Source organism: Parabacteroides sp. Marseille-P3160 (assembly GCF_900162725.1).
Lineage (GTDB): Bacteria > Bacteroidota > Bacteroidia > Bacteroidales > Tannerellaceae > Marseille-P3160.
On the sequence record NZ_LT799418.1, the window covers coordinates 2,213,572 to 2,239,915 of the forward strand.

General features: G+C 45.0%; 24 protein-coding genes and 1 pseudogene. 5 read left to right on the plus strand and 20 right to left on the minus strand.

The window, feature by feature from the left end; translation table 11 throughout:
* Window positions 1–110: 110 nt before the first annotated feature.
* The 18 genes and pseudogenes from BQ8014_RS08785 to BQ8014_RS08870 all read right to left on the minus strand — a co-directional run bounded on the left by BQ8014_RS08785 (window position 111) and on the right by BQ8014_RS08870 (window position 14,521).
* Window positions 111–569 carry a DUF3872 domain-containing protein gene (locus BQ8014_RS08785; RefSeq protein WP_080904047.1) on the minus strand — a complete coding sequence of 153 codons (459 nt, stop codon included), beginning with the start codon at window positions 567–569 and terminating at the stop codon, window positions 111–113.
* A 15-nt stretch (window positions 570–584) separates the two neighbouring features.
* The gene (locus tag BQ8014_RS08790; protein ID WP_080904048.1) at window positions 585–1,046 is read right to left on the minus strand and encodes a DNA N-6-adenine-methyltransferase; all 462 of its coding nucleotides are present in this window, start codon (window positions 1,044–1,046) and stop codon (window positions 585–587) included.
* A 4-nt stretch (window positions 1,047–1,050) separates the two neighbouring features.
* On the minus strand, window positions 1,051–1,635 hold the full coding sequence (locus tag BQ8014_RS08795) for a conjugal transfer protein TraO (protein ID WP_080904049.1): 585 nt from the start codon (window positions 1,633–1,635) through the stop codon (window positions 1,051–1,053).
* A gap of 2 nt (window positions 1,636–1,637) precedes the next feature.
* On the minus strand, window positions 1,638–2,591 hold the full coding sequence (gene traN, locus BQ8014_RS08800; protein ID WP_080904050.1) for a conjugative transposon protein TraN: 954 nt from the start codon (window positions 2,589–2,591) through the stop codon (window positions 1,638–1,640).
* A 45-nt stretch (window positions 2,592–2,636) separates the two neighbouring features.
* Window positions 2,637–4,010 carry a conjugative transposon protein TraM gene (traM, locus tag BQ8014_RS08805; RefSeq protein ID WP_080904051.1) on the minus strand — a complete coding sequence of 458 codons (1,374 nt, stop codon included), beginning with the start codon at window positions 4,008–4,010 and terminating at the stop codon, window positions 2,637–2,639.
* Window positions 3,988–4,275: a TraL conjugative transposon family protein gene (locus tag BQ8014_RS08810; RefSeq protein WP_080904052.1), complete on the minus strand. Its 288-nt coding sequence runs from the start codon at window positions 4,273–4,275 to the stop codon at window positions 3,988–3,990. The genes traM and BQ8014_RS08810 overlap by 23 nt, the downstream gene beginning before the upstream one ends.
* Before the next feature lie 7 nt (window positions 4,276–4,282).
* Window positions 4,283–4,906: a conjugative transposon protein TraK gene (gene traK, locus BQ8014_RS08815; RefSeq protein WP_080904053.1), complete on the minus strand. Its 624-nt coding sequence runs from the start codon at window positions 4,904–4,906 to the stop codon at window positions 4,283–4,285.
* Between the two features lie 20 nt (window positions 4,907–4,926).
* Window positions 4,927–5,925 (minus strand): conjugative transposon protein TraJ, encoded by a 999-nt coding sequence (traJ, locus tag BQ8014_RS08820; RefSeq protein ID WP_080904054.1) that lies wholly within the window; start codon window positions 5,923–5,925, stop codon window positions 4,927–4,929.
* 3 nt (window positions 5,926–5,928) lie between these two features.
* Window positions 5,929–6,549: a DUF4141 domain-containing protein gene (locus tag BQ8014_RS08825; RefSeq protein WP_080904055.1), complete on the minus strand. Its 621-nt coding sequence runs from the start codon at window positions 6,547–6,549 to the stop codon at window positions 5,929–5,931.
* 73 nt (window positions 6,550–6,622) lie between these two features.
* On the minus strand, window positions 6,623–6,937 hold the full coding sequence (locus tag BQ8014_RS08830; RefSeq protein WP_080904056.1) for a DUF3876 domain-containing protein: 315 nt from the start codon (window positions 6,935–6,937) through the stop codon (window positions 6,623–6,625).
* Window positions 6,938–6,948: 11 nt separating this feature from the next.
* The gene (locus BQ8014_RS08835; RefSeq protein WP_080904057.1) at window positions 6,949–7,413 is read right to left on the minus strand and encodes a DUF3876 domain-containing protein; all 465 of its coding nucleotides are present in this window, start codon (window positions 7,411–7,413) and stop codon (window positions 6,949–6,951) included.
* A 42-nt stretch (window positions 7,414–7,455) separates the two neighbouring features.
* Window positions 7,456–9,954, minus strand: coding sequence for a TraG family conjugative transposon ATPase (locus BQ8014_RS08840; RefSeq protein ID WP_080904058.1), 2,499 nt, complete (start codon window positions 9,952–9,954; stop codon window positions 7,456–7,458).
* A gap of 106 nt (window positions 9,955–10,060) precedes the next feature.
* Window positions 10,061–11,785, minus strand: a pseudogene (locus BQ8014_RS08845) (TraG family conjugative transposon ATPase); the annotation flags it as partial.
* Window positions 11,778–12,113 carry a DUF4133 domain-containing protein gene (locus BQ8014_RS08850; RefSeq protein WP_080904059.1) on the minus strand — a complete coding sequence of 112 codons (336 nt, stop codon included), beginning with the start codon at window positions 12,111–12,113 and terminating at the stop codon, window positions 11,778–11,780. The pseudogene BQ8014_RS08845 and the gene BQ8014_RS08850, both read right to left, overlap by 8 nt.
* Window positions 12,114–12,138: 25 nt before the next feature.
* Entirely contained in the window at window positions 12,139–12,441 is a 303-nt protein-coding gene (locus BQ8014_RS08855; protein WP_080904060.1) for a DUF4134 domain-containing protein, read from the minus strand.
* Between the two features lie 152 nt (window positions 12,442–12,593).
* A complete protein-coding gene (locus tag BQ8014_RS08860; RefSeq protein WP_080904061.1) occupies window positions 12,594–13,328 on the minus strand; it encodes a hypothetical protein in 735 nt (244 codons plus the stop codon).
* Window positions 13,329–13,339: 11 nt separating this feature from the next.
* Window positions 13,340–13,744 (minus strand): DUF3408 domain-containing protein, encoded by a 405-nt coding sequence (locus BQ8014_RS08865; RefSeq protein ID WP_080904062.1) that lies wholly within the window; start codon window positions 13,742–13,744, stop codon window positions 13,340–13,342.
* Window positions 13,745–13,747: 3 nt separating this feature from the next.
* Complete coding sequence (locus BQ8014_RS08870) at window positions 13,748–14,521, minus strand: ParA family protein (RefSeq protein WP_080904063.1); 774 nt, start codon at window positions 14,519–14,521, stop codon at window positions 13,748–13,750.
* A 730-nt stretch (window positions 14,522–15,251) separates the two neighbouring features.
* Here BQ8014_RS08870 and mobA point away from each other — a divergent pair.
* Genes mobA through mobC form a run of 3 tightly spaced genes read left to right on the plus strand, consistent with a single transcriptional unit; the run spans window position 15,252 to window position 18,999 of the window.
* On the plus strand, window positions 15,252–15,683 hold the full coding sequence (mobA, locus tag BQ8014_RS08880; RefSeq protein WP_080904065.1) for a conjugal transfer protein MobA: 432 nt from the start codon (window positions 15,252–15,254) through the stop codon (window positions 15,681–15,683).
* Window positions 15,684–15,686: 3 nt separating this feature from the next.
* On the plus strand, window positions 15,687–16,955 hold the full coding sequence (mobB, locus tag BQ8014_RS08885) for a conjugal transfer protein MobB (protein ID WP_080904066.1): 1,269 nt from the start codon (window positions 15,687–15,689) through the stop codon (window positions 16,953–16,955).
* 34 nt (window positions 16,956–16,989) lie between these two features.
* On the plus strand, window positions 16,990–18,999 hold the full coding sequence (mobC, locus tag BQ8014_RS08890; RefSeq protein WP_080904067.1) for a conjugal transfer protein MobC: 2,010 nt from the start codon (window positions 16,990–16,992) through the stop codon (window positions 18,997–18,999).
* Window positions 19,000–19,036: 37 nt separating this feature from the next.
* On the opposite strand, the gene BQ8014_RS08895 is transcribed toward mobC, so the two are convergent.
* Both BQ8014_RS08895 and BQ8014_RS08900 read right to left on the minus strand, forming a co-directional pair.
* Window positions 19,037–21,169 (minus strand): DEAD/DEAH box helicase, encoded by a 2,133-nt coding sequence (locus BQ8014_RS08895; RefSeq protein WP_080904068.1) that lies wholly within the window; start codon window positions 21,167–21,169, stop codon window positions 19,037–19,039.
* The gene (locus BQ8014_RS08900; RefSeq protein ID WP_080904069.1) at window positions 21,154–21,993 is read right to left on the minus strand and encodes a HamA C-terminal domain-containing protein; all 840 of its coding nucleotides are present in this window, start codon (window positions 21,991–21,993) and stop codon (window positions 21,154–21,156) included. Before BQ8014_RS08900 ends, BQ8014_RS08895 begins: the two co-directional genes overlap by 16 nt.
* 278 nt (window positions 21,994–22,271) lie before the next feature.
* Between BQ8014_RS08900 and BQ8014_RS08905 the strand changes: the two genes are divergently transcribed.
* Both BQ8014_RS08905 and BQ8014_RS08910 read left to right on the plus strand, forming a co-directional pair.
* Window positions 22,272–23,837, plus strand: a complete 1,566-nt coding sequence (locus tag BQ8014_RS08905; protein WP_080905901.1) for a DUF3945 domain-containing protein — start codon at window positions 22,272–22,274, stop codon at window positions 23,835–23,837.
* Window positions 23,838–23,872: 35 nt separating this feature from the next.
* Window positions 23,873–25,981 (plus strand): type IA DNA topoisomerase, encoded by a 2,109-nt coding sequence (locus tag BQ8014_RS08910; protein WP_080904070.1) that lies wholly within the window; start codon window positions 23,873–23,875, stop codon window positions 25,979–25,981.
* The last annotated feature ends 363 nt before the right edge of the window (window positions 25,982–26,344 follow it).

Here is a 26,344-nt window from a genome sequence, read left to right on the forward strand (position 1 = left end):
CGGGTACTTCTACTTATTCAACTTCTTTTCCCCACAGTTCTACGTCTGTCGGGGCGTTCATCAACGACCGGGCTATACATAGCCAGCAAAGGACGTTGAATATAATATAACTACACAGTATCATTACCATCTTCCGTTTCGTCCTCTCCCTTATCATTCTGAAAGCTGAACGACTTTTGCACGACCTGTCCGTGATTATCTTCGATATACACGTCGATTGCCTGCTGGTCGGTACAGTGCGAAGTGTAATACATCCTGAACGTTTCTTTATCCAACGGATAAAGGTCGTTCGGAAGAAGAACCGTTCCGTTATCCAATCGAAGCTCTCCCACGCCATCCGGCTGAAAATAACGGATAAAATACCGTGTATCCTGATAATCCCCCTCTTTTACAATCCGGCAACGGATTTCCGCCACCTCTCCCTGAACGATTTTTTTCTGAACTGGCATACAAACCAAATCAAATGCGTACACCTTATTAATATCCATATTGTCGTTACAGGCTAAGGCCAGTAGCATCATCGCCACCAGCCACGCTGTTATCCCGAAAAAACTCTTTATTTTTTTCATTTTAATTATTTTTATTTATAAGAATACAAATTTCCCCTTTAGGGCATTATTTAAAAGTATCTCCGCATTTTCTTTACCATAAGCCAAAAGCATAGAGCCATTTCTTGGTTGTGTTCCCTTTGTTCCGTCAGGTCGGTAGAACTGAATGCGGTCATATAGAAATTTCACAGCCGTAGCATGACGAAAAACAATATCATGAAACCATTTAGCTTCAATCTTGGAAAAAACTAAAGCGATTCCGTTATTATGTTCTGCCATTTTGGTAAGAAATTGTTGAATCAAAGGATTGGAATAAGGAGGATTAAGCCATACTCTCCCCATCCAGTCTTGTTTCAAACCGTTTTCCTTTACTGTGTAAATATGCTTTGCGGAATGATTTAAACCGTATGCCTCTGAGGAGGTTGCAGGGTCTAAATCAAATTCACCCAGAGAACATATAATCTCAATAGGTGTGTACCATTCATCATTCTCTTTCATGGGGCTAATTGATAATAAATTTCAGCCCGATACCGAACTGCGTATGAAAATGCCCCGTAGAGTTGCCCCAAAGGACACGCTGGCGACCTGTCATAAGAAACACAACACGGTCGGAAAGGTAAGTTTCCAATTCCAGCGTGATAGCTCCGCCGTAGATAAAAGCATCCTTGTTTTTGAGCGTAGAACCATCGTACAAGGTCTTTTCGCCCCAATTCGATGTTTCGTAACCTGCGAGGGCAGAACCACCCAACGACAGCAAAATGGTCTTTGACGGGTCGGATAGGATTTTCAGGTAGTAGCCGCCTTCAGCGGTAAACTGTGTGAGGGGTAAGCGTGTTTCCCTGTACGGGTAGTATCGTTCCATAAACTCCGCACCGAATATCCATTTGTTGCCGTTCTTTGCGTATGTAGCCATCGCCACACCTGCGTAGTAGCCCGTTTCATGCTTGGTTTCGGACGAATAAATACCGTCCACCATGCCGCCTGTTACCTGTATGCCTTGCATACCCGGTAAGCAACGTTGGGCGTATGCCCGGCCCGAAAAGGCGAAGCATAGAGCAAGCGTTAATATGATTGTTAGTCGCTTCATGGTTATTTCACTTTCAGTTCGTTAATAACCTTTGCCCGCACCAAATCGGCATTATCAACCGTGAAACGCTGATGCCGTCCGCCTGCCTGTTCGCCCAATTCCACGACCAGCATTTTATCATCGGGGATAGTGAACTTCGGCAGGGTAAATATCATTCGCTCCGTGCGCTTACCGCCTATCAACATAAGGTTATTGTGCGCCCGGAGTGGGTAAATCACCTGTTCCTGAATGGCGGTGCGTTTGGCTACCTTTTTATCCACGATTTTGAATGTGATATAATCGACATTGAACGGCACATTGGACGAGTTTTTCAGTTGCAGGTGGAAATACAACAAGCCGTTATGGGTATAAACCCCTTTGAGCGTGTACTGTATTCCGAAACGTTTTGAGCCGATATGTTTTATTTCCCTATCGTTGTTTTTGTATATGGACTGCATAATCAGCTTGACAAGCAAGGGCGATTCCTGTCCCAACTCCCGCATATAAACCGCCAAAGCATTGTTCGGACGGTTTACCGCCTCGCCATCGTGCAGGAAGTCGGTCATTTCAACGGAAAGTTTCACAGGTTCATCGGCATATTTTACGTTGAACGTATAGTAATTTCCATCTTCTGTAATGACGGACAGATTACTCTCCCGACTGAAATCCCGCAAAGCGGCTTTCACTCTCAACACGTTTTCCGTTCCGTCCGCTTTCGCCGCGAGAAGATCTGCCGACCCCAAATCGACATAGCGGATTGGTGCGGGGAAAATAACGTGAACAGTCTTATTGAAAGTAACTTCAAGCGCATACGGCGGTATCATCCTATCGAACGTCAGCGGACGGGTAAAGCCCTGATAGTAGTCGCCCATTGTAGGATTGGTCTGTACTACCGTGGCCGTTTCTCCGATTACTTCCTGTGCATTGGCTGCAAATACGCTCACAGCAAAGGCGAGCATTAAAAAGATTCGTTTCATACTTTTAATTTTAAGAATTCGTTAAACATTGATTTTTAGTGGATTTTAATTTTCTTTTGGCAGGAGCAATAAGCGGTGGTTCGCTTTCAGCGTAACCTTAACCACGCTCATTTTCTTGCTCACATACTGGCTTGCTCCCTGTATAAGTCCCTTTCCCATATCGGCGGCAAGCTGCGAACCCGCATCGTCTGAAATCATAATGCTTGTCCCGGCTGACGATGCCAGCGTGGAAGCCACCTCTTTGACCGCTTTTATTTCGTCCGAATTGGGAATGAAAATGCCCCGCTGACCGTCCGTGTCGTACACCGAAATTTCAACCGGAATAATATTGTCGGCGTACTGAATGGAGTTAATCGCTATATCGAGTCGTTCGCCCGCAATCTTGCATGAACCTGTTACGATGCTGTTAGCCGGGATAAGAATATTTCCCGCCTGCATCGGTTCTAATAACCGGATTTGTACTTCCCGTCCGCTTGTCAGCGTTACGGTCTGGTTCACACAGGCACGGATACTGTTTTTGTCTTTCACTCCCTCGTTTCCGGCGGCAGTGAGAAATCCCATATTGCGGGGCTGGCTGAATGATTCGATAAATTCTTTGTCCGACATCGGTGCGGCCAACAACGATACTACGTTTTTGCGCACCTGTTTTACGGGTTGAACATTTACTTTGTCTTTCGTTGAAGGAACAGCAGTATTGTTGCTTTCGGTTTGTCCTGCCTGCTGCGGCATATACTTCGCCGCCATTTGGTAAGACTTTTCCAGTAGTGCCGTCTGTTCGTCCTCAGCGGCTTTACGCGCTTCGGCTTCTTCCAACTTTCGTTCGAGTTCATTCATACGCTGCTCTACGACAAGTTGCGCCTGTTTGTCCGCTTCGGCAGGTTCTTCGTACCATTCCCCTAACTGGCGGTTTATATCCTGATAGGCGTGTGCCGAAGATTGTACGGTATTGCCTGCCCGCCGGGAACTGCTTTCATTATTCCCGACAGGTTCGGGAGTAGTGATTAATTCCTCCTGTTTTTGCTTTTCGTTCTGGTCGAACATGGTCGAAAAGTCCTGCAAAGAGCGCATCCGTTCCTGTTCCTTTTGCCTCATGGCTTCCCGCTCGTAAGCATCGCGCTTGTCCGAAACAATTCCCTCGTCTTTGGGTATGGGTAGTTCGGCATTTAAACCGGACAACCCTTCGACCTTTGCTTCGTCTTTCTCCGATGGCGAGAAAATCAACCACATCGCACCACCGAAAATCAGGAAGAAAAGCGGCATTATCAGCATCTTTTTACGCTTCTGCTGCTCTGCCATTGTAAGTTCCTTTTTCATAGGATTTTGAGGCTCTTTTTTCGCTTCCGGCGCGGATGGTTGTACTTCGGGAACAGCCGCCGTTTCCGGCGGTGGCGTTCCTCTATTCAAATTCTCCTGTTCCATTATAAAATTTGTTTTGATTGTTAATACTGTCCCTTTGCTGCTGTTGCAGTTTCAGAGTTTCTATTTGTTCTATCTGCATTTTTTCGCCCTTGTCTTTACCTAAATTGTAAATGGAAGAAACGGTCATGTAGATAGACAGCCCGCTGAATACAATCAGCATAGTAACGATTACGATTACCCGTGCATCTGGGCTTAACGGTCTGACGAGGCTGCGCAAGCGGTCTTCCAGCCACTCGTTTATACGATTGATGATTTTCCGTATCATGGCGCACCTACCTTTCCGTTACCCGTATATCGCGGTTTTCCACAATCTCGAATTTCTCCATAGTGAAACCGTGCGGGTTATTGTCCGAGCGTACCGAGTTAATCAGGTTGCAGCGGGTAATTAAACTTCGTTCTGTAACATTACTTTGCCGTAAAATCATTTGCCGGGCATACGTTACCGCCGTGTAAGGGTACACATCGAAGTTGCAGGCGATACTATCCACTTGCACAATCTGGTTGATATTGCCCGAAACGATACGGTTATAATACCCTTTTTCCGCCATGTCCTGATAGTATTTGAAAGCACTTTTATCGACAAGAAACAAAGCCCTGTTTACATTGCTTTCGATGGCTTTCTTGTCGGGCGAGAGCGTGAAGAACAGTTCGTGAAAACGCTTAACGTGTTCCCGTGCTTCGACAGGGCGGTTCTGCGAAAGGTCTTGCGAGAGGGCAAGCATCAAAGACTTGCCCTCGTCCAACACATAGATACGCTGGCGTTGCGCTTCGGCAAAGCTGTACGACGACCATACGGAATAACCCGTAATGGCGGCGCACAGTACCAGAAACACGATACTGAATAGGCGTATCTGCTTGAATGATGTTTCTATATTCTTTAAACTTTTGAACTCCATAATTTTTTGAGTGTTTTTTATTATTTACCTAATAAGCGTCCGGCTACGTTGCCCGCAGCGGCTCCGGCTACACCTCCGGCAAGGGCAGCACCTTTACTCGCAGCCGCATTTACCCCGCGTGTACCGCTACCGCCTCCGGCTTGAATGACCCAGCCTGCAACGGTCGGGATAGAGAAATACCCGATAATGCCTATAATCAGAAAGATTATATACACGCCGTTACTGCCGTCCGGTACGTAGGACGGGTCTTTGAGTAGCCCTATATCCATTTGCAGCATGAGCGCCTGAATTTTTGAAAGCACCGCCGAAAACAAATCGGCAATGGGTAGCCACAGGTACACGCTGATATACCGTGAAAGCCAGTTGGTAAGCGTGGATTGGAAACCGTCATAAACAGAGAGTGCGAATGCCAGCGGCCCTAAGATTGACAGCACCACCAAAAAAAAGGTACGCAACGTGTCAATCGTCAGGGCAGCGGCATTGAACAGCAGTTCGAAGAAATCCCGGACTAACTGGCGAAACCACATTTTCATATCGTACCATTTGCGTTCGCCCCACATACTGATTATCTCCCCCATTTCCCATATCCCCAAATCTTTCATCTTTTGGTCGTACACTTCGTCATCGACCAACCACGCTTTGCCCTCGCGTACCCGCGCATCATATTCCAGCGCGTCTTTCTCCGCCTGTAATGCCTGCACATCCTCTATTTGCGATTCCAAAATGGTATGCGTTCCTTTTACCACAGGCGACATAACAGCGTTGATCGTACCGAGTACAAAAGTCGGAAAGAACATAATGCACAAGCCAATCACAAAGGGACGTAGCAGTGGATATACGTCTATCGGTTCTGCCCGTGAGAGGGCTTGCCATACGCGGGAAGCCACATAGAACAGCGCACCTAAACCCGCTATCCCTTTAGCGACACCGATCATGTCGCCGCAAAGGGGTATCATTTCCTGATACAGATTCCTAAGAAGCTGGTGCAGGTTATCGAAATCTATTGCTAACAACATCATGGCTTACCAGTATCTTTCGGATGGATCACCATACAGGGAGCGTACCCGCTCCATATCGCCCGATTCCTGACTGCGGATAAATGAAACGGAGATACTTTTTTTGGAAAAGTAGCTCACAAGGTTGCGATGTTCCACCATTTTAGTATGTATCTGGTCTATGATTGCCATGCGCTCGGCATCGGTCATGGAAAGCCCGTTGGAGGCTGAAACGATATTCTTTATATCGGAAAGCAGGTTGCCGCTCTCCTTCAATATCTTGGTATATCCGTCTGATATGGCTTCCAGTTCTGCGGGCGTGAAATTCTTATCCGTCAGCATTTTATTGAAGTTGGTAGAATATATCTGCGATATTTCACTTACCAGCTCTACCGTTTCCTTTACTTTGCGGGCATCCTTGATAAGATTATGTACCGATTGCAGTTTGTCGTAATACTCCTTGCCCTGATTGTAGATTTTCTGCATTTCCTGAAAGGAGTTGATTACATTGGTTGCTGTCGTTGCGGTCTTACCAACCGTCAAAATGTTTTGAACAAGGTTCGTCGGGTCGATTACCGCCCACTGTGCTTTTGCCTCAAAGCCGAAGAAACTAACGGCTAATACAAGGCTTAAAAAAATCTTTTTCATTGCTATGAATTTTTAATTGTTTATTACTTATTTATTTGTCTTACTATCCGAGAGAGTGGATAGCCCTTTCGGGCTAATCCTCTGTCCGGATATATTCGCCGAAAGCGGAAAGCAAGAGTACCTCCCGCTCCCGGTCGTAGGCAATCCCGATACGCCCGTACAGGTCTATGTAATACAGACCGAACACACAGTACATCGTACAATCACAGACCACCTGCGGGTTGTTGTAAGTAAGACGGAGCTGGATGCCTCCCCGCTTGCGGGAAGTGTTGCGGTAAATAGTTACCGCAGGCGCACCGTCCGGGCTTACCCAACGTCCCGTAATCTCCCACAGGTGAAAATCCTGATGTGCGGCACAAGGGTCGGCTGCATTACATTTGCTGAACATGGCGTACCTTCTTACTTTTTCGTTTCTTCCACTCGATTGTACTCGCCGCCCGGAAAGAGTGTAATCGTATCTCCCTCTTTGTCGTAGGAAAGAATAACCGCACCATCTCCCGCATAGAAACAGAGGTTTCCCTGAAAGTTTTGGATCAGGTAGCAATCGGCGACCATACCGTTTTCAGGCTTTTTGCCGAGTGCTATCATATAGCCCGGTTCAGCCTTGAATATCAATAAATCCGGTTTCTTTTTACAACTTTTCCAATCGCCGCACAGCACATCAAGATTGAGGGGTTCAGCCTCTCTTACGGAGCGTTTACCTCTACCGTTGGGGTCGATAACAAGGATGTCGATATGGGCGTTGTCGCCGATGACTTCCGTTTCTTCCTGCTGTTTGAGCAGAACTTCGGTAAGGATACTGTTTATCCCTACCGTGTGGATGAGCAACTTTTCCAGTTGCTCGTTACTGAATCTTTTTAACATGATCTTTTAGTGGTTATGGGGCTCAAACGCCCCGGTTAATAATTATCCGCGTTTGCTTTCGGCAATCTGCTTAATCGCCAGTTCGTAATCCCCGCCGAGTTCGTCCGTCTTTTTGAAAACTTCCATTTTTTCGATTTCCTCCGTTGTGTAAGTCAGGTATTCTTCGCCGCTAACTTCCGTAGCATATACCGCCGACTGAACGCCACCCAGCCCGAACCAGACTTCTTTATAAAATCTGCCGGGATGATTCGCCATGTTGATAGACAGGATTTGCCCTTTCTCTTTATCGGTCAATCCTAAAAGCGACTGGATCACATCAAAGCGGTTCATGAATTTTCGCTGGTCTAAGAGGATTTTACAGTCGGAATTGTTGATAATCGCCTCTTTGACAATGGGCGAAGCGATAATATCGTCCACCTCCTGCGTTACGACAATGGCTTCCCCGAAATATTTTCTGACTGTTTTATACATATATTTCAGATATTCAGCCATATTCGCCGATGAGAGAGCCTTCCATGCTTCCTCAACAATGAGTTGCTTTCTCACACCTTTTAACCGCCTCATTTTCTGGATAAACGCGTCCATAATAATGATCGTCACCACAGGAAATAGTTCCTTATTCTCCTTAATACTGTCAATTTCAAAGACGATAAAGCTTTTATTCAGCAGGTCGATATTTTGCTCGGAATTGAGCAGAAAGTCGAAACGCCCGCCCCGGTAATACTGGCGAAGGGTGGTAAGCATATTGTCGAGGTTAAAATCCTCTTTGCTTACCTTGATTTCCCTTTCTTCCAGTTCCCGGCGGTAGTCGCCCAGCATATATTCGTAAAATGTATTAAAGGACGGTACGATAGAGCGGTCAGCCCTGGTACGCTCGATATACGCCGATACCGCGCTACCAAGTTCGCCGCTTTCGGTCTTGCTGACCTTATCATCTTCGGATTTCCAGAGGGTCAAAAGCAATGTTTTAATGCTGTCTTTTTTCTCTACATCGAACTTGTAATCGTCTGTGTAAAAAGGATTAAAAGAAATCGGATTTTCTTCCGTGTATGTAAAATAGATGCCGTCCTGCCCTTTGGTTTTCCGGCGCACCATTTCACACAATCCCTGATAGGAGTTACCCGTATCGACCAAGACAACGTGCGTACCCTGTTCCCAATACTGGCGGACGAGGTGGTTCATAAAAAAGGATTTACCGCTACCGGATGGCCCCAACACGAATTTATTTCGGTTGGTGGTAATCCCGCGTTTCATAGGTAAATCCGATATATCCACATGAAGCGGTTTACCGCTCACACGGTCGCACATCTTAATGCCGAAAGGAGAAAGCGAACTTTGATAGTTGGTTTCTTCGGTAAAGAAACACAGGGCAGGTTCGATGAACGTATAAAAACTTTCCTCACTCGGAAAATCCCCCGCATTGCCCGGCATGGCAGCCCAATAGAGCGTAGCCGCATCCGTTGTATTATGGCGGGGCTTGCACTCCATTAAGGCAAGCTGGCTGCCGACATCGTTACGGATATGCTTTAGTTCCTCCGCATCTTCCGACCATGCCATCACATTGAAATGCGCCCGTACCGAAGTAAGCCCGAAGCTGTGCGCTTCGTTCAGGTATTTATCGACCCACTCTTTGTTGATTTGGTTTCCACGACTGTACCTTGATAGCGATTGCATATTGCGGGCTGACTTCTCAAACTTCCGCAGGTTCTCCGCCGAATCGTCCAGAAAAATGTACTGGTTATATACATGGTCGCATGAGAGCAGCAACCCTACGGGTGCTGCAAACGACAGTCGGCAGTCGCTCCGGTCAGTCGATAGCTTTTCATACCGCATATCCGTTCCGACCGTTCCGGGCAAATCCTCCACATCGGAAATCGTATGCAGGCATACTTTCTTTTCTCCGATACGCAGACCGTCCGCTCCAAGTTCCATATCCTCTAAACAAGTCGTATCGTCCAACGAGAGGGCAAAGTATTTCTCCACCAATCCGGGCTGGTTCTCCGTTCCCGTGATCTCGTCCGAAGTAAGGCGGGTAAGGCTTATAAATCCCGAATCGTTTACAATTCGCTCGAACTGCCCGACCGCCTCCAAAAACCGTGTAGCCGTGTCCTTGTTTACCTCTTTGGGAATAATGTTCCCACGACAAAGCGATGAGAAATTGCTCTGCATTCTCATTCGCTCTTTAGTCGTTTTTGTCAGGAACAGGAAACAGCTATGGTTCAGGTAGGGACGTTCGTTAAAGTGGCGTTCAAACGAGCGGGACAGGAAGCTCATATCTTCCTTATCCGTTTCCGGTTTGTAGGTTTCCTTTACGAACCAGTCCTGCTTTTGAATAATTGAATAGTCGGGTAAAACCTTAATCGCTTTCGCCCAAGCCGAGTGTATGGCTTCATATTCTAGGGCGGTAACGGTAAACAGTTCCGGCAGATCGACACGGAAGGCTACCGTTATATCCGCGTTTTTACTGATGATGCAGCCGTGTTCCACAGCCAGTAGCGGGAACTTGCTTTCGATGGTCGCCGCTTTCAATATATTACGCATCGCGCACCTCCTTCTTTTTAGGGCGTTGGAACAAGCGGCGGGAATTTTTGCGGTTTATCAGGTAGCGCGGGTGCTGCCGTTTTGCCAGCACTTTCATTAATCCNAGCATATATTCGTAAAATGTATTAAAGGACGGTACGATAGAGCGGTCAGCCCTGGTACGCTCGATATACGCCGATACCGCGCTACCAAGTTCGCCGCTTTCGGTCTTGCTGACCTTATCATCTTCGGATTTCCAGAGGGTCAAAAGCAATGTTTTAATGCTGTCTTTTTTCTCTACATCGAACTTGTAATCGTCTGTGTAAAAAGGATTAAAAGAAATCGGATTTTCTTCCGTGTATGTAAAATAGATGCCGTCCTGCCCTTTGGTTTTCCGGCGCACCATTTCACACAATCCCTGATAGGAGTTACCCGTATCGACCAAGACAACGTGCGTACCCTGTTCCCAATACTGGCGGACGAGGTGGTTCATAAAAAAGGATTTACCGCTACCGGATGGCCCCAACACGAATTTATTTCGGTTGGTGGTAATCCCGCGTTTCATAGGTAAATCCGATATATCCACATGAAGCGGTTTACCGCTCACACGGTCGCACATCTTAATGCCGAAAGGAGAAAGCGAACTTTGATAGTTGGTTTCTTCGGTAAAGAAACACAGGGCAGGTTCGATGAACGTATAAAAACTTTCCTCACTCGGAAAATCCCCCGCATTGCCCGGCATGGCAGCCCAATAGAGCGTAGCCGCATCCGTTGTATTATGGCGGGGCTTGCACTCCATTAAGGCAAGCTGGCTGCCGACATCGTTACGGATATGCTTTAGTTCCTCCGCATCTTCCGACCATGCCATCACATTGAAATGCGCCCGTACCGAAGTAAGCCCGAAGCTGTGCGCTTCGTTCAGGTATTTATCGACCCACTCTTTGTTGATTTGGTTTCCACGACTGTACCTTGATAGCGATTGCATATTGCGGGCTGACTTCTCAAACTTCCGCAGGTTCTCCGCCGAATCGTCCAGAAAAATGTACTGGTTATATACATGGTCGCATGAGAGCAGCAACCCTACGGGTGCTGCAAACGACAGTCGGCAGTCGCTCCGGTCAGTCGATAGCTTTTCATACCGCATATCCGTTCCGACCGTTCCGGGCAAATCCTCCACATCGGAAATCGTATGCAGGCATACTTTCTTTTCTCCGATACGCAGACCGTCCGCTCCAAGTTCCATATCCTCTAAACAAGTCGTATCGTCCAACGAGAGGGCAAAGTATTTCTCCACCAATCCGGGCTGGTTCTCCGTTCCCGTGATCTCGTCCGAAGTAAGGCGGGTAAGGCTTATAAATCCCGAATCGTTTACAATTCGCTCGAACTGCCCGACCGCCTCCAAAAACCGTGTAGCCGTGTCCTTGTTTACCTCTTTGGGAATAATGTTCCCACGACAAAGCGATGAGAAATTGCTCTGCATTCTCATTCGCTCTTTAGTCGTTTTTGTCAGGAACAGGAAACAGCTATGGTTCAGGTAGGGACGTTCGTTAAAGTGGCGTTCAAACGAGCGGGACAGGAAGCTCATATCTTCCTTATCCGTTTCCGGTTTGTAGGTTTCCTTTACGAACCAGTCCTGCTTTTGAATAATTGAATAGTCGGGTAAAACCTTAATCGCTTTCGCCCAAGCCGAGTGTATGGCTTCATATTCTAGGGCGGTAACGGTAAACAGTTCCGGCAGATCGACACGGAAGGCTACCGTTATATCCGCGTTTTTACTGATGATGCAGCCGTGTTCCACAGCCAGTAGCGGGAACTTGCTTTCGATGGTCGCCGCTTTCAATATATTACGCATCGCGCACCTCCTTCTTTTTAGGGCGTTGGAACAAGCGGCGGGAATTTTTGCGGTTTATCAGGTAGCGCGGGTGCTGCCGTTTTGCCAGCACTTTCATTAATCCGTGTTCTCCGTATTTCGCATTCAGGTTGAAAGTCAGCCATACCAAAACGGATGCGGCAATAACGCCAAAGCCGATACATACCCATTGGTCTATGCCGATCATGTACAGAATGACAAAAACTACGAATACAGCCAACAGACCACCCGCAAAGATGAACAGATATTGCGCCTTCAAACCCTTAAATTCTACACTCTTGCCAATGCCTTTATTAATATTATGCTCCATTTCGTTTTATCGTTTTTGAAATGGGTTACAGGAAGAAGGAGCGTAGGATGGTGGCGGCGACAATCAAGAAGATACACGCGCCGAACCAAGAGGCGGCGGTTTTCGATGTATCGGGGTCGCCGGAACTGAACTTGTTATATACTTTGATTCCGCCGATCAAGCCGACAACGGCTCCGATGGCGTAAATCAATTTTGTGCCGGGATCGAAATACGAAGTTACCATGTTGGTAGCTTCGGTAATACCTCCGATACCGTTGCCTTGTGCAAGGGCGGATGATGCGGCAGCGAAAATGAAGGCTGCCGACATAAGAATTTTTTTCTTTGTCATACGATTTTTTGATTAATGGTACAGGGGGTGGAACAGCCCCCTGTACCGGAAATGAATAATGTTGTTTAACTCAATCTTTTAGTGGTTGGCATCCATAGCTAACCGTAATCCCGTTCTTTCATTTTGCTTCGTTTTTTTAATTGTTCCACATCCTACGCAAAGCTGCGAACATCAAAATTTTTCGGTGCTTTTACCGCTGGTTCGTCTGTTTCTCCCGCCTCCCGTTTCTTTCTATGGAAAGCGGAAAAGTAATCGTCCATAAGTGCAGACACCACTTTCTTTTTCGGTTCATCGCCTGCGACCTGTTCAAACATTTCGGTCTGCCGTATTTCTACCAATATCCGCCCGGCTTCTTCTTTTTCTTCGGATGTTGCATCGTTGGCAGTTTCTACCGTCCGCACCATGCCCGCCAGTTCGTCAAAGCCAAGTCCAAGTGCCATCGAAACCCCGGCGACCCCTTCGGTATCTTCGTCCTCTGTTTCTTCTTCGTCTATATCTTCATATTCCGGCTCAAATTCGGGGGCTGTGTTCTCAATTACTAAATTGATTTCGTTTGAATTTTCGTCCGTCATATTTTCGCTTGATACGACTGTTTCCGATTCAACCAAAGGGGGTATTACCGGAGCATCTTTTTTGTTTTCGTCAGCAAATATAGGCTCATTTTCAATCCGTTTTTCGTTATGAATCAGCGTGGTAGCTACTGTCCGGGATTGTCTAAGGTCAAATTTGCTTTTGCCGACTATATCTTCTTTCGGAGCAGAGCGAAACGGGTTGAAAGCGGGATTTTTCGCTGCGTTCTTTTTCCGTTTCTGCATCCGTTCCCGGAGCAGGTATAGGACAACAACTAATGCGTACAGCATAATGGCTGAAATGATATATCTTTCCATAGCTTTTTCATTTACAGTAAATCGTCCGGGCGTTGCCGATATACCTCGTTTATTTCTTCCTTATGGAGTTGCAGGTGTTCATTAAGCACCGTATCTATATACCCGCCTACGGAAATATCATTTCCGGCATCGACCAAAGCCCTGACAAGTTTTGTGATAACCGCATGAACATCGAAGCTGATATAGACGCACTGCCGTGTTTTGATTTCGTTACGCTTCAAAAAGGTTTCTTTATATCCTGCCTGCCCGCCGCGCTTACGCTTTGGCGTTTCTTTTTCTTTCGGCTGTTCCGGCGGGCTATCTTCCAACGCAGGTTCAGCGGGTTGGATAACCTGCGGATTTGCCCTGTTGTCGGGTTTGGTCTGACCTATGATAAAGTCGGGGTCAAACCCTGATGTATCTACTTTCTTTGCCATAGCTTACCCATTTATCAATTCCAAAAGCTCATCGGTAAGGGCATCTATATTACTGCCTTTGACAAGGGATTTATCCGCAGGGAATAATGTTGAACGGAACAGGGCTTTGTGATTGACGGACTGCTCCCTACGAAAACGTTTGCTGTCAGGGATGAAGGTGTTAAGGGCTATAAACCCCAACTCTTTGATAACCCCTTCGTACACCTCATACAATTCGGATTTTTCCCTGCCATCGACCAGATTCCATAAAAGCCGTATAGCTTTGATATTGGACTTACCCGTATTCACGATATTGTCCCTTACGACAATCATGTAGTTAAGTGTACTTTCCATTACCACCCTATCGGCGGCAATCGGAGCAATGATATAATCCATGCTGGCAAGGGCGAGGACTAAATCACGATTGTTCATCGTACCGGGCAGGTCGAAGAATACAAAGTCATATTCGCCCTGCTCACAAAGCGTATCGGCATCGCTCAACGCTTTTTCCGTACTGCTCTCAATCACGGGATAGGCTTTCTTACCTCCCATACGGGTAAATTGCTCATAAGCCATCCCTTTGTAATACTCGTCCTGTTCCACCATTTTGAAATCACGTTCCCGCATCTCCGCGATGGAGTGCTGCGGGTAGTCGCAATCCACGATTGCAACATTGAAATCCTTTACATAATGCAGGTAACTTGCGACCAAAACGGTAAGGGTAGTTTTTCCTGCTCCACCTTTCTGTGTGCTGAATGCTACATACTTCGGCTCTTTTTTACTTACTTCCTTTTTCATTGTTCTGAATGTTTTAATTGTTATTTATTGAATTATCCGTACCTCTAATTCGGTACTGTTTTTATTCAGTTGGTATTTGATGATATGCTTACTGACTACAATGCTTTCGTATCAGAGGATTGAATTGTATTGATAGTTCCCCGCTTATTTGATTGTTTACTACAATACATAGTCACAGGACTAAAAATGCAAAGCGATAAACAACTACGACAGCACTTATTTACAACAGTACGACAGCACGACAGTGCAAATTCAAATCGTTGATTTTTTACCTCTGTAAATTCATAAATCAACGAGGCTTCAAATCCATTTTGACGGCAAATAAACGCCTTCTTTTTCATACTTGAACTATATTTTCGAGGGGTGGTAGCTTCTGTCCGGCATTGTCTATACTTATTGATATACAGCATATTATTTAATCACCGTAACTTTGCAGCATGAAATGTTACGGGGTATTCATGCCGATTTTTAAGATAAGCTCGGCACTCATAAATTGCCCGGCGAAGGGCAGTCTTACATCCCGAAAAATTCGGGACGAAAAGATGCCCCTTGCGGGCAAAACGTATTTGCATTTTGGCAAATAGCAAGATGTGTTGATTGCAGCAAACTACGTTTTTTGCAGCATCAACCTCTTGCTCTTCCAGAGGGGATTTTCCTCTCCGAAGTCGGGAAAAATTAAGTCGGCATGAGCCGTCCGTAGCGTTCATATAACCACTAAAAGATTAATGTTATGAACGAAGAAAAAAGAGAACCCCGCAAACGGGGAAAGGGGGGCAGACCACCGAAGAACGACCCGGCGAAACATCGGCTGACGGTGAACCTGACGGATACACAGCACGCCGGATTTCTTGCCATGTTCGAGCAGTCAGGCGTACAATCACTGTCTGCTTTTATCTCAGCCCGCATCTTTGGCGATGAGTTCCGGGTAGTAAAAACGGACGCATCGGCTGTCGAATTTACCGCAAAGCTGACCGCATTACACAGCCAGTTTCGGAGCGTTGGCGTGAATTACAACCAGATCGTAAAAGAACTGCACAGCAATTTCGGGGAGAAAAAAGCACTCGCATTGCTCTACAAATTGGAGAAAGCGACCGTAGAACTGGCGGGAATCGGGCGCGAAGTGATGCAGCTATGCGAGCAGTTTAAGGCGAAATACCTCTAAAAAATGGTGGCGAAAATTTCTCACGGGAGCAACCTGTACGGCGCACTTTCCTACAATCAGGAGAAAGTGGACGAGGGTTTAGGTAAGGTTTTGGCGACTAATTTAGTGATTGAACCTGCTGATGGAGCGTTCAACACCTCTGCCTGTATGCAGGATTTTGAGCGGTTTATGCCTTCACATATCACCACCAAAAACCCCGCAATCCATATTTCACTGAATCCACATCCCGACGATAAGCTGACCGATCAGCAACTATCGGACATCGGGCGTGAATACATGGAACGCCTCGGTTATGGCAATCAGCCTTATATAATTTTTAAGCACGAGGACATCGACCGACAGCATATTCACATTGTCGGTTCACGGGTGCAGCCTAACGGCAGGCCCGTTTCCGACAAAATGGAAAAACGGCGCAGTGCGGCTATTGTAGAAGATTTGGAGCGGAAATACAATCTGATTCCCGCCAAAGGTCAGAAGCAGGGCGAGGCGTGGCAGCTTGCCCCGGTAAACGTTAGCCATGAGAACTTAAAAAAACAGGTGGCAAACGTTATCAAGCCGCTTTCCGGAATGTACCGTTTCCAGACACTCGGCGAATATCGCGCCCTGCTATCCTTATATAATGTAGGCGTAGAGGAAATCAAAGGGGAGAATAAAGGCAAGCCTTATAGGGGATTGGTATATTCAGCATTGAACGATGAGGGCAACCGTATCGGTAAGCCCTTGAAATCCTCCCTGTTCGGCAAAGCTCTCGGTATCGAAGCATTGGAAAAGCAGTTCGGTAAATCGAAAGAAACGATTAAGGCGGACGGCGTTACAGCCCGTACCCGTACAGTGGTTTCCGAAGCCTTGAACAGTACCCGCACCGAAAGCGAGTTCCGGGCGGCATTGCAGAAGAAAGGTATTGACTTGGTACTTCGTCGGAATGATGAAGGGCGCATTTTCGGGGCTACGTTTATCGACCACAACGAGCGGGCGGTATTGAACGGTTCGCGTCTGGGTAAGGAGTTCTCGGCGAATGTCCTTAACGAACGGTTCGCAGATGATTCGCCCCGCGAGGATCTGCAAACACAGCAGCCGAAGCAGTCCGATAATTTACGACAGACTGATAAATCCGCTACCGACAAACAACCGCAAGCCGGACATTCTACAGTCGAAGATGCAGCGGGCAGCTTGTTATCTGTCCTTACCCCCGAACAGCAGGGGCAGGACAACAACCAACCGACCATTAAGCGCAGGAAGAAGAAAAAGCGCAGGTATGGCAGGCAGCTATAAAATTTGAAATAATAACAATTTAATTTTTACGATTATGCAAAATGAAGATGACCTGAGGGGATTGGCTAAAGTAATGGACTTTATGCGTGCGCTCTCTATACTATTCGTAGTGATAAATGTGTATTGGTTCTGCTATGAAGCAATGCACGAGTGGGGAATCAATATCGGGGTGGTCGATAAAATCCTGATAAATTTCCAACGGACGGCAGGACTGTTTGGCTCAATTCTGATAACCAAAATCTTTGCCGTAGTGTTCCTTGCCCTATCCTGTCTGGGAACAAAGGGAGTAAAAGAGGAAAAGATTACATGGACGAAAATCTATGTGTGCCTCGGTATCGGTTTTGTCCTGTTCTTTTTGAACTGGTGGCTGTTGGCATTGCCGTTACCCAAAGTAGCCAATGCCGGGTTTTACATTTTCAGCATTTCAGTAGGTTACATATTGCTATTGATGGCGGGTACATGGATAAGCCGCCTACTCAAAAACAATATGTTTGATGATGTTTTCAATACGGAAAACGAATCGTTCATGCAGGAAACTAAGCTGATGGTAAATGATTATTCGGTAAACCTGCCTACGAAGTTCTGGTATAAAAAGAAGCAATGGAAAGGTTGGATAAACGTTGTAAATCCATTCCGGGCAGCTATCGTTCTAGGTACTCCGGGTTCGGGTAAGTCTTATGCCGTTGTAAACCAGTTCATCAAGCAGCAAATTGAGAAAGGTTATACAGGCTATATTTATGATTTTAAGTTTCCCGACCTTTCGACCATTGCTTATAACCACCTGTTAAACAACCGCGAAGGCTACGAGAAAGTTCCGACTTTCTACGTGATTAACTTCGACGATCCGAGCCGTTCGCACCGTTGCAATCCGATTAATCCTTCTTTCATGGATGATATTTCGGATGCCTACGAATCGGCATATACGATTATGCTGAACTTGAACCGGACGTGGGTGCAGAAGCAGGGCGATTTCTTCGTGGAATCCCCGATTATCCTTTTCGCCGCTATTATATGGTACTTGCGGATTTACGAGGATGGGAAGTATTGTACTTTTCCCCATGCCATTGAGTTTTTGAACAAAAGCTACGAAGATATTTTCCCGATCCTGACCTCTTATCCTGATCTCGAAAACTACCTTTCTCCGTTCATGGATGCGTGGAAATCTGGTGCTGCCGACCAGTTGCAGGGGCAGATTGCGAGCGCGAAGATTCCGCTCTCCCGCATGATCAGCCCACAATTATATTGGGTGATGTCGGGCGATGAATTTACGCTGGATATTAATAATCCGGACGACCCTAAAATGTTGGTCGTGGGGAACAATCCCGACCGCCAGAATATATACGGTGCGGCATTGGGATTATATAATTCCCGTATCGTGAAGCTGATTAATAAGAAAGGGATGCTGAAAAGTTCGGTTATCATTGACGAGTTGCCGACTATCTATTTCAAAGGACTGGATAACCTGATAGCCACCGCACGAAGCAACAAGGTTGCCGTACTATTGGGCTTTCAGGACTTTTCGCAGCTAAAGCGTGATTACGGCGATAAAGAAGCCGCCGTAGTGATGAACACGGTAGGTAACATCTTTTCCGGACAAGTAGTCGGCGATACGGCGAAAACACTTTCCGACCGCTTCGGGAAAGTCCTTCAAAAGCGGCAATCCATGACAATAAACCGCAACGATAAATCGACCTCGATTTCTACCCAAATGGATAGCCTCATACCGCCTTCCAAAATTTCTAATCTTACACAAGGTATGTTCGTGGGTGCGGTGGCGGACAATTTTGATGAACGGATAGAGCAGAAGATTTTCCACTGTGAAATCGTAGTCCATAACGAGCGGGTAGCCGCCGAAACGAAGGAGTACAAGAAAATCCCTGTTATCACCAACTTTGTAGATGAAAACGGCGTGGATCGCATGAAAGAAATGATTAAGGAGAATTACGACCGCATCAAAGCAGAAGCAAAACAGATTGTGGTTGATGAATTGGAGCGGATTCGTAATGATGAGAATTTGCGGCATTTGTTGCCGAAGGAGGAGTAGGAATATAAGAAAAGAGGCTGTATGACAGCCTCTTTTCTTATATATATTTTTGAAATTCTCCAATAAACTCTCTTTCAATTCCAGAGAATCTTTGGGGAGATGGGTTAAAACGCGATAATTGTACTAATGCCTCATCTATATTTGAAGAAATCGGAATTATATCTCCTATTTTTTTTGAGACCTGAATAGGCAATCCATATTCATCCATTGGTACAACATAAGGAGATATAAAATAACATTCAACTAAACTGGCAAAGTATGAATAATCACAAGCAGCAAGATTATGCTTCTCAAAAACATCATTAGCAATATTACCTAAACTCATTAAATAACGAGGAAATTGAAAGTTTATCCAATGTCGTTGAATATCAAAAGATAGTTCGATAGCCTCATTAACTTCATCAGGTTTATTACCATCTACTTCATTAACAATGGTGTCAATAAAGTTTTTTATACTTCCAGCCTCTCTAAATTGGTTAATTCTAAAATGTAACTGCTTTCCAGAACTTACCCCATATATTCTTTTCTTTGAAGCTATGAAATACTCCCAGATTAACATACAGGCTAATTTTAATTGATCGTTTGTAGGGTATTGATTCCATTTCATAATACGATATATCTTAGAGATATTATTATGAATGATACCCGCCAACTTTAATTGCTTATCTAAATCTATATATGAGTTCTTTTTCAATGTGTCTTTCGATAATATATCTTGTTCAAAGTATTTCTTTAATTTTTGTTTTGAACTTTCTTTCAAATCGTCTTCATCAATATTAATTAAAAGCTTTTCTGGAACATCATCATTTTGAGAGAAAATCGGAAAATCGACTAATGGTAATTCTGCTGCGGGCGGTTCATGAAAAAGATATATATGCCCTATAAAATGGGAGAACATTCTACCTGAACGGCCACAGATATTGTTGAATGTAAAATAATCAAATTTTGTACGAGCTATTTTGTTATCATATATTATAACATTTTTTGCTTTAGTATTAACCCCCTCTATTAGAGTTGAAGTACAAATCAAATATTTAATTTTTCCTTCATTAAACAACTTGACGCATTTTTGGGCAATTGCACGAGGAACTCTACCATGATGAATACCTATTCCATGCTCTAAACAATTGGGAAGAATCCATTGTGAATGATAATTACTCTTTATCCAATCAGCCAAATCATCATTCTCTTTTATTTTTTCAAATTTTCCACTATTTAAAAACGCATTTGCTACTTTATTTGCACTTGCGGGAGATTGACAAAATATTAGAGTTGGTTCATCCAAAGATGAACTTATCTCGATTAATCGGTCTATTGATCCTTGCCCCTCTTTAATTCTTACTGGATGTCGTTCGGAAACAACGGTTTTATAATCTGTTCTAATAAACTTAAATTTAACATTATCTAAAAGAGCTGTTGTGACTCTTTCAATATTAGGTCCTAAAAGGTAAAACTGCGCTCCTTTTTTTACTAACGTATAAAAAACCTGATTCAGAACATGGCATCTTTCTTCGTCCGTTTTTTGAGGACTAAGTTTATAAAACTCATCTATAACGAAGAAATCCACATCAATTTTTGGAATTATTTCTACTGCTCGCTCTTGGGTAAGTATAAAGACATTTCGTTTGCCAAAAGATTGACTTGGATGAGTGATAATTTTATATGAGTTTTTGAATTTGGATAATCGCTTTCGAGTTTCATCTATTAAGGCTATTGTAGGAACAATAATAATTATATTTGAGTGCTTTTGAGAAGCTATAACGGAATCTATAATCAGACTTTTGCCGAAACTTGTTGGCGCACTCAAAACAATATTTTCTCCTCGAAGAAGAGCGTAATACACTTCGGCTTGAGCATGATGAAATACTATATTTTCGCTGAATCCAACAGGACGGTGTAATTCATGAGCAATAGCATCTTTAAAAGATAGATTCTCTTCATCCATGTACGGGAAAAGCCCAACCTGTCTTATTAACCCACTTATCATGGGTTCTAATCCCTGAAATTCATTTATTCTTGCTAATAAACGCAGAATAAACTCTTGACCAACAACTTGGTTAGTCATTACAAATGCGGCAACTTGTTTTATTAAATGGAATTTATCTATATCAGTGGGCAATTCCTTTCTTAATATAGTCCGGAGTTCTTGTGTGGTCATAGGTTCTGCCATGTTTTCAACTTAGTTTCTAATGATTTCATTAACTCTTCCTTAGTATTTAATGGTAGCAGAAACAAATGTATTGTTAAAGGGAAATCACCTAATTTGTCACTAAAATTTTTATGAAATTTTGAAAACTCATCAGAGATTTCTGCTATGTATTCGTCACATTTTTGATTGTGCTTTGCTAATGTTGCTGAATCATAGGTCAGTAGAATAGGGATGCAAGTATTAGAAAATACATCATCTAAAGAAGTATGAGGATTTAGAAGGGCTTTAAGTCTTTCGGCATGAGGCCAAGTGTTATCAATTTTATTTGCAATAGCTACAAATTCGTTCTTTACATATCTAATTTCAATATGCTGCTTCAATTCTTCCACAACATCATGAATTGCACTTGAAATGCTTTGATAAAACTTAACCTCTCCTAACCATAATTCTAACGCTTCTCCTGCTAACACAACATGAACAGCATCAAAGCCTTTGACGGTATCATTTGGCCCATCCTTATAATATATCTTGCTTATTGCTGGAATCGTATCGCATGTTTCTCTAATAATCGCATGCAGTAAAAGTTCTCCAAACTCACCTCTGCTTTTGAACTTTTTAGTTTGATATATATTGGCTACGACTTGTCGTATCGTTGCAACAGCATTTTCTCCATTAAGGTTTGAAAACTCCGTATGCGTTAAAGCGAATTCCGGTAAATACTCAAACAGGTAATCGACTAATTGGTCTTTTCTCCATAGACGATTTTCAAAACCCGCACATATTCCATGTAAGTTCGGAAGTTCATCGTCCTTATGGACTATCACATTAAAGAATGGATGTATCATAATACAATATGTTATAAACCACAAAGATAGTGAATTTAATTGTTCTTTAACATATTCTTGGGCTTAGTATAAACTGTAAGCATATTAAACAATAAAAACTGCAACTGCATTTTCGACTTAAAGGACAAAAACGGAAAGCAAAAACACCCCGATTTCAAAACAACCCCAGACAACCCCGGACACAAGCATCCACCGTCTTAAAACCTTGCAATCAGTCCATTAGTTAGGCTTACTTTCGTTCTGCATTAATATTAATGCAGAATAAAAACATATTTATTATGGACGAAAAAAAAGTAAAAAATGAAGAACCTAAAGTCTTTCTGACACAGGGCGAAGATGGCAAGTTAAAAGCCATCGCAGGAGAACAGGACGGCAAGTTAAAAACGGTCGATCCCAAGAAAGAGAACGCCGACCGGTTTATGAAGATCGACACCAACGGCAATGCGTTGGAGAATTTCTTCAAGAAGTTTTCGGCACAGTTCAGCCACCCATCGCACACGGGTGTTTATGCTGTTACCGCGTCTGCGGTAGATAAGGTTGCGGCTTTCCTCGACAAACTTATCCGTATCGACCACAAAGACAAGGCACTCGACCCGTACCGCGTCAAATTTGACGGTAAGATACGCATAGAGGTAGAGTTTACAGGAAAGTATCAACCTTTAGACCTCAATAAGCTCAACTGGAAAGAGGTTGAAAAATTAGGGCTTTCCGGTGAGAACTTGCAAGATGCCTTCAAAGCAATGGTTTACGGGCATAAATCGCCCGGTCTGGTCGAAATTAAGCCTGCCGTTGACGGACAGGAATTTCCCATGCAAGCCCGCTTATCGCTGGAACAACAGCCGGACGGCAGCATCAAAATCGCCACCCATCCCAAGCAGGAGCAACCCGACTTTGAAAAGCCATTCATGGGAGTTGTCTTTACCGATCAGGATAAAGAACAGTTCCAAAAGACAGGACACGGCGGGCGTGTGTTCGACCTTGAACCCGTAGCCGGAGGCGAGAAAGTACCTTCGCTTATCTCCCTTGATAAACTAACAAATCGTTTCGAGGCTATGGCGTTGAAGGATATTTATATTCCGCAGACCTTGAAAAATGCCCCGCTTTCCGATGAACAACAACAAGGACTGAAAGAGGGTAAAGCCGTTTGGATTGAGGGTATGGATAAGAAAACGAAGCAGGGCGAACAGCCACAGAAGATTGACCGCTTCGTGCAGTACAACGCTGTAAGCAAGAATTTCGATTTCAAGTTCAGCGATGAACAACGCCAGCAGTTCAACCAAGAACGGCGAGCCAAGCAGAGCGAGGGGCAGGCAGAAGGTCAGGAACAGAAAATGCCTAAAGCCCGCAAACTCGGTGAGATATGGGTCTATTCCAAGCAGGGCGGCGTACAACTTTCCCGTGAAGATTTCGACAAGCTGTGTAACAAAGAGCCTGTCTTTGTCAAGGACATGGAAGCACAGAAACCCAAACAACAGCCGGATGCTTCGGGAGTGCAAAAGGTCGAAGCCACCGACCAGAAAGGACAGAAGTACAATGCGTGGGTATGGATTGACGAAAACAGGGGTAAGGTTCGCCATACCACCAAGCACCCCGATCAGGTACGGGCTATCGAGGCAAAGCAGGCGGCGCAGAATACACAGAACGTTAAACCCGCCGCAGAGAGTAAAACGCAAGTCGCAGTCAATAACGAGGGTAAGACCAACGAAGCGACCAAGCATTCGACCGAACCGCTAAAGAAAGGTCAGTCGCAGCCCACCGAAAAGCAGGCGGAGAAAAAAGAGCAGAAGCAGGAACAAAAACAATCTCCTGCCGCCCCGAAGAAAGGCAAGGGGCGCAAGATGTAATCTGTTTTATCAACCACTAAAAAATCAATGTTAAAATGAAAATTATAATTGCAGAAAAACCGTCTGTGGCTAAGAGTATAGCAGCCATAGTCGGCGCAAACAATAAAAAAGATGGCTATATAGAGGGTAACGGGTATGCCGTTACATGGGCTTTCGGGCATTTGGTCGGGCTTGCCATGCCGGAACATTACGGTATCGAGAGCTTTAAGCGTGAGAACCTGCCGATACTCCCGAAAGAATTTAAGCTGTTGCCCCGTCAGGTAAAAGAGGGCAAGGAGTATAAGAACGATCCCGGCGTAATGAAGCAACTAAAAGTAATCAGGGAATTGTTCAGTAGCGGGGATGAAGTTATAAATTGTACCGATGCAGGTAGAGAGGGCGAAAATATTTTCCGTTTTATCTATGAATATTTGGGCTGCACTCTTCCTTTTCAGCGGCTTTGGATAAGCTCACTTACCGACCGCGCCATCCGTGATGGATTCCAAACCTTACGTCCGGGAAGCGATTACGATAACCTCTATGCTTCGGCGAAAGCCCGCAGTACCGCCGATTGGCTTGTCGGCATTAATGCAAGTCAGGCACTTTCTATTTCGGCAGGTTATGGCGTTTGGTCGCTTGGCAGGGTACAGACCCCGACACTGGCGATTATTTGCAGCAGATACCTTGAAAATAAGGATTTCAAACCGCAAACCTATTTCCGTCTGAAGCTGCATACGGCGAAAGATGCTGTGGCGTTTGCCGTTCATTCGGTAGATAAGTTCGATAGTAGAAGTAATGTCGAAGAAGTAACGACACAGGTCAAAGCTGTCGATGCGGTACGAGTTACCAGAGTGGAGTGTAAGGAGGTCAAACAGGAACCGCCCTTACTTTACGACCTTACCACACTTCAAAAAGAAGCCAACAGCAAGTACGGGTTTTCGGCAGATAAGACCCTGACGATTGCACAGGCATTATATGAAGTAAAAAAGATTTCGTACCCACGAACAGGCAGCCGCTATATCTCCGAAGATGTGCTGGAGGAAATTCCGCACCTGATCGCTATGCTTCGTTCGCATCCCGATTTCGGAGCGTATATCGACAGTAGGTTTGACACTACGCTTAATACCCGTTCGGTGGACGATAGTAAAGTCACCGACCACCATGCGCTGATTATTACGGAAGATCCCGTTTCGGGATTATCCAAAGATGAACAGCTTATCTACGATATGGTTGCCGGGCGTATGCTTGAAGCCTTCGGCGAACGTTGCATCAAAGAGAACACCACCGTTTCGCTTGACGCGGGCGGCGTACACTTTTCCTGCAAAGGAAGCGTTACGCTCGTCCCCGGTTGGAGGTCAGTATTTAACTCTAAGGACGAGCCAAACGATGAGGACGATACGGCAGTTTTACCCGCCCTCATTGAAGGAGATAGTCTATCTGTCCGCGATTGCGAGATTCAGGAGAAGCAGACCAAGCCTCGCCCACTTCACACGGAGAGTTCATTGCTGGCGGCGATGGAGAGCGCAGGCAAAGAGGTAGAAAACGAAGAAGAACGCGAGGTGATGAAAGACTGCGGTATCGGAACACCTGCTACCCGCGCCGCCATTATTGAAACGCTATTCTCCCGTGAATATATTATACGCGAGAAAAAATCTCTTGTCCCGACAAACAAAGGGCTGGTGGTCTATCTGGCGGTAAAGGATAAGAAGATTGCGGACGTTGCCATGACCGGACAATGGGAGCAAGCCCTGAATAAGATTGCATCGGGCAATATGGATGCCTCTACATTCCATAAAGCAATAGAGGTCTATGCTTCACAGATAACGTCTGAATTGCTGGATATGACTTTTGAACAGCAGAATAATCGCCAGTCATGCCCTTGCCCGAAGTGTAAGAGCGGAAATGTGGTTATCTATCAGAAAGTCGCCAAGTGTCAGAATGAATCCTGCGGGCTTACCGTGTGGCGTTCCATTGCTAAAAAGGAACTGACGGACGGGCAACTGACAGACCTTTTGATGAACGGCAAGACCGCCCTTATTAAAGGTTTTGTAAGCAGTAAGACCGGAAGCACATTCGATGCAGCAATCAAGTTCGATGCGGACTATAAAACAGTCTTTGAGTTCCCGCAAAATAAAGGCGGCAGCAAAAAACGACGATCTAAGTAAAATCTTCATTATCTTTGCCACTGAAAGACTTTGTTTTACGATTCGGAATAGTCGTTTAACATTGATCTTTTAGTGGTGGGCATCCGGGGCAAGGCTTCGGATGCCTTTTTTTCGTCCATATTAAAGGCTCGCATTTACATATAAAGCGACATCGTTTCCCCTACAAACCGGGATATTCCCAATCTTATACTATTAACGGTTCTTCCTTTCGTCCGGTCGAATCGGCAGCACCTTTTATCTTCCTTATCGGTTACGGCAGGCAACCACTTCTAAGTAAGCACCTTCAATTCATAGGCGTAAGCATTAAAAATCCGGCTTCTTTCATTTTCCACCTTAACACATACGGCAACTGCCCCGGTGGGT